Below are 3,999 nucleotides of genomic sequence, written 5' to 3'. Positions count from 1 at the left end.
TGTTGACGAACTTCAGGCGAACGGTCTCGCCCTTCCTCACCTTGAGGACGGCCGGCTGGAACAACATTTTTCCATCGTCCTTCTCCGACATCGAGATGTTGATAGTCCGCTTTGCCTTGCTCGCCTCGCCAGGGTTGCCGATCGGCATGGTGGCGGCTTTATCGCCATGGCCTCCGGCGTGGCTTCCACCGGCAAGAGCTGCTCCGGAACTGAGCGCCGTCAAAACGGCCGCTACGATCATACGTTTCATGCTGCACTTTCTCTCATTGTTGAGGTTGCGGGGTTCGGTTCTCATCCCTGTTTGCCGTGACCACCGTGCGCTGCCGGGGCCATGTATTCGGGCCGGACGCGCCGTACCTTGTCGGTGACGTTCGACTTATCGAGGCCGAACACCGTCGGCACGTCGTGATCCACCACGTTGGATCGTGTAATGCGACTTGTGGCCATCGATGCCAGTTTCTCGCTTTTCTGGTATCGAGCTCAACATCCACATGGCGCCGACGGGGTGTCGAGCGACATCTCCGAGGATGCTAGGATCTTGTTTCAAACCGAGGTTCGCGCACTCGCGAGCGAAGGCCGTTGCAAGAACGCTATTGCTCGACGACACCATGCGCCACAACATTTTTCATACATTTTTGTAAGGCTTGCGTATGGCTCGTGGCCACCCGCGGGTGGTTGTCGACCTCGATGCAGATCTCTCAGGAACGGAATAGTGGACGACCCAGGCAACCCCGTGTGCGGCAATCTCCCAGCGCCTCAAGCAGACGCGACAGTCAAACATTCGTTTTCATTGATGTCTGGTTCCGCGCGCGCTCTTTTGCCTTTGAAGCATCATTGGATAATTGGATAGACATGCATCCCCGCAAAGAAACTGTGTCAGCCAGCAGCATGTGCCATTTCATAAGCTGACCTTCCGGACTTTGCTTTTGTCATGGCCACGCATGAGAATCACAAAAATGTAAATCGGAGCGAAGGTGCCCGTGAATTCGACCCGATAGCCTGTTGTTGCTGAGCGTCGGAACGCTCACTTTCGACAAGAGGACTGAACCATGAAACACACTATCGGATATGCATTGATTGTCTTCGCCGCAACGACCGGTGTCGCCAACAGCGGCACGAACTCGACAAGCCCGCGCATCGGCGAGGTCTTGCACGGCCATGGATCGACGGGCGAAACCACGAAATCGGCATCCAACCCCGACATATCTTCCCAAGTGCTCGACAATGGCGATATCGAGAAGACTGATTCCCCCTATAACCGAGTCGAAACTGTGAGCCCCTCATCGTGGCAGGGGGGAGCCCCCGCCAGCGCGCCAGTTGGGCGGGCCGGTAGCAGGACCAACACCGCAGTTCCGCATCTTCCCACGGAGCCAGTGCAGGGCAAACCAGCTGGCAGCGCTGCCGGCTGGTTTGCCCTTTTTATAATTTCGTCTCAAGTGATATGAACATCCGTCTAAGTGACTGACCTCAATTATGGTTACGGGGGAACTCTGTTTCCACAATTAAGCCGGGGCTATTGTCCTTCAGGGAAATTGTCGCGCCATGCATGTCCGATATCGCCTTGACCAGGCTGAGGCCGAGCCCTGTCCCTTCGGTGGTCCGGCTTTTTTCCAGGCGATAGAAGCGTTTGAACACCTTCTGCCGCTCCGCCGCCGGGATGCCCGGTCCGTTGTCGCTGACGATGATTGCACAGCGATTCGCCTGTGTCGTGACACCGATCGCAATCCGGGATCCTCTTTGTGTGTGGCGCATTGCGTTGACGATAAGGTTCACGCACATCTGCTTCAGCAGTTCGGCATCGCCCCATATGAATAAGGCCGTGTTTTGGCTGTCATTGGACAGAACCAGCGAACGCTCGGCGTCTTCCACGATGTGACTATAGATATCGTAGATTTCGGCGACCAATTCCGAAAGGTTCACCCTCGCAAACCGGGAACGGCGTGCGCCGGACTCGATCTGCGAGATGCGCAGCAAGCCCTCGAAGGTGCCGGCTATATGCGAGATTTCGCTCATCGCTTTTTCGATAAGGAATCTCGTGGCCGTTTGGTCTTTGCTTTCGGAAGCGGCCTCAAGCGTTAGAAACAGCCGGCCGACCGGCGTCTTGAGGTCGTGAGCGATGTCGGTCGTTACCTGCGTCATCGCCGCGACACTAGCCTGTAGCTGTGCCAGCGCGACGTTGACCTCAGTTGCCAGCACGTCGATGTCATCGCTGCGCAAGGAGACCGGCAAGCGGGTAGCGAGATCGCCGGCGCCAACGGACTTCATCGCATCCGAGAGTCTAGCGACACGCCGTCTCGTGCGGAACGCCAAAACTGCGCCCGCGCCGAGACCTCCAGCAAGCACGATCGCCGTTCCCCAGCCGAAGCTGATAAGCGCGATGCTGCGCAAGCGATTGGTGTCGTCATAGCTTACGCCGACGGTCAGGTCGTAGCCGTCCAGGTCCTTCCGGTAGAGCCTGAAATTATTGAGCGCCGCCTCGTGGCTTGTCGGTGCGCGTGTGGAAAATCCCGGCGGCACGTTGGAAATGTCAATGTTGCCAGCCAGGAAGTCGCCTTCGGGATCCTTCAGTGTGTATAGCGTCTCCTGTCCCCTGATTGCCGGACCATGGCTTCGGATCATGGCAGCAGCGCCATCGACACCGTTCGCGTCATAAGCGAAAGAAATCTCCCGGAACCGCTCCATCACATGGGAATCCAGCCGCTCGTAAAGGTAGGCGGCGACCATGTTGTAAGCGACGAAATTGGCTCCCAGAAACGAGAGCAGAAACAGGGAGATGTAGAACGCGGCGAGTCGGATGGACGTACTTCTGGCGATACTAGCGTTGGCCATGGATGGAGTAGCCGGTATTGCGTCTATTACGCAGGAGCGGAACATCGAATGGTTTGTCGATCTTCGCCCGCAGTCGGCTGATATGGGTTTCCACCACGGTGCTTTGCGGGTCGAAGTTGAAGTTCCAGATCCGCTCAAGGAGCATGGTCTTCGTCAGTATGCGGCCCTCGTTACGCATGAGGAGTTCAAGCAGCGCGAATTCCCGAGGGAGCAACTCGATCGTCGTTCCGCCGCGGGTGGCGAGGCGGCTGAAGAGATCCAGTTCCAGATCAGCCACCTTCAGCTTTGCCTTTTCGGGGGTGATCGGAGGGCGCCTTTGCAGAGCATTGATCCGAGCCAGGAGTTCGGAGAATGCAAAGGGCTTGATCAAGTAATCGTCCGCACCTGCCTCCAATCCCTCAACTCGATCGTTGACACCGCCCACCGCCGTCAGGAAGATCACTGGGACCTTTCCGCCGGCGCCTCGAAGACCCCGCACGAGCGACAAACCATCGAGGCCTGGCAGCATCCGATCCACAATTGCGACGTCATAGGGCTCGCGCAGTCCGACAAGCAAAGCATCGCGCCCGTCTGTCAGGACATCGACCACATGGCCGGAAGAGCTCAGTCCATTTTCGATGTAACGGCTGATTTGTTCGTCGTCTTCGACTAGAAGAAGTTTCATAATAGCAATCTCTCATCTGGCCTGGCGCGCCAAGCGTTGATGACCTTTTATCCAGTTTGCTTCTGTCAGCGACGCGGACGAAGCGATGTCTCACTGAGGCTTTTCCCGGCGGTTTTTCGGCTCCGCGCCATTAATCGGTGACGCAGCTTTTCCATCAGCCAGGTACTGGGTTTTGATGTCTCAATATCCATAGACTGGATCGAGAACGCGGCTTTGCGAAAGCGCCTCGCAGCTTTCACGAATATTGACCACTTGTAGCGTCATTTGGCGTATCCCTTCATTGTGCCGCAAATCCAGCACAAGGCTGATCCGCGGCGCTCATCACCTCGCAAGCGATCGCGCCGGGATCGCCTGCGAGAGCGGTCAGTTGCGCTTCGGATTGGTTTTCACCCCGCGACGCTGGCCGGGTTACTTGATACCGGTGACCGTGATGCGTCCGTTGACGCGATCGGCTGTGAACTCGATCGCCTGACCCGTTTTGACCTTGTCGAGCAGGCCCTGCTCGG

At 57.2% G+C, this 3,999-nt stretch carries 4 protein-coding genes and 1 pseudogene; 1 reads left to right on the top strand and 4 read right to left on the bottom strand.

Features of this window, described 5'->3' with window-relative positions:
* Both NKI25_RS36015 and NKI25_RS36010 read right to left on the bottom strand, forming a co-directional pair.
* Positions 1–250, bottom strand: a pseudogene (locus tag NKI25_RS36015) (cupredoxin domain-containing protein); the annotation flags it as partial.
* A 41-nt stretch (positions 251–291) separates the two neighbouring features.
* Positions 292–447, bottom strand: coding sequence for a hypothetical protein (locus NKI25_RS36010; protein WP_352625703.1), 156 nt, complete (start codon positions 445–447; stop codon positions 292–294).
* Between the two features lie 602 nt (positions 448–1,049).
* On the opposite strand from NKI25_RS36010, the gene NKI25_RS36005 reads away from it, so the two are divergent.
* Complete coding sequence (locus tag NKI25_RS36005; protein WP_353000915.1) at positions 1,050–1,445, top strand: hypothetical protein; 396 nt, start codon at positions 1,050–1,052, stop codon at positions 1,443–1,445.
* A 22-nt stretch (positions 1,446–1,467) separates the two neighbouring features.
* Here the strand turns inward: NKI25_RS36005 and NKI25_RS36000 are convergent, their stop codons facing one another.
* Together NKI25_RS36000 and NKI25_RS35995 are read right to left on the bottom strand one after the other, a co-directional pair.
* Positions 1,468–2,829, bottom strand: a complete 1,362-nt coding sequence (locus tag NKI25_RS36000) for a sensor histidine kinase (protein WP_352596273.1) — start codon at positions 2,827–2,829, stop codon at positions 1,468–1,470.
* Positions 2,816–3,493 carry a response regulator gene (locus NKI25_RS35995; RefSeq protein ID WP_352596276.1) on the bottom strand — a complete coding sequence of 226 codons (678 nt, stop codon included), beginning with the start codon at positions 3,491–3,493 and terminating at the stop codon, positions 2,816–2,818. Before NKI25_RS35995 ends, NKI25_RS36000 begins: the two co-directional genes overlap by 14 nt.
* Between the last annotated feature and the right edge of the window lie 506 nt (positions 3,494–3,999).

The sequence above is a fragment of the Mesorhizobium sp. M0808 genome (assembly GCF_040320025.1).
In the GTDB taxonomy this organism is placed as follows: Bacteria; Pseudomonadota; Alphaproteobacteria; order Rhizobiales; family Rhizobiaceae; genus Mesorhizobium.
Note: the sequence above shows the minus strand (reverse complement) of the source record. Positions and strands in the feature narration are given on the sequence as shown.

Bases quoted from the DNA above. Each gene is read 5' to 3' on its own strand.
- NKI25_RS36010 (WP_352625703.1), bottom strand. From the start codon at position 447: ATGGCCACAAGTCGCATTACACGATCCAACGTGGTGGATCACGACGTG.
- NKI25_RS36005 (WP_353000915.1), top strand. From the start codon at position 1,050: ATGAAACACACTATCGGATATGCATTGATTGTCTTCGCCGCAACGACC.
- NKI25_RS36000 (WP_352596273.1), bottom strand. From the start codon at position 2,829: ATGGCCAACGCTAGTATCGCCAGAAGTACGTCCATCCGACTCGCCGCG.
- NKI25_RS35995 (WP_352596276.1), bottom strand. From the start codon at position 3,493: ATGAAACTTCTTCTAGTCGAAGACGACGAACAAATCAGCCGTTACATC.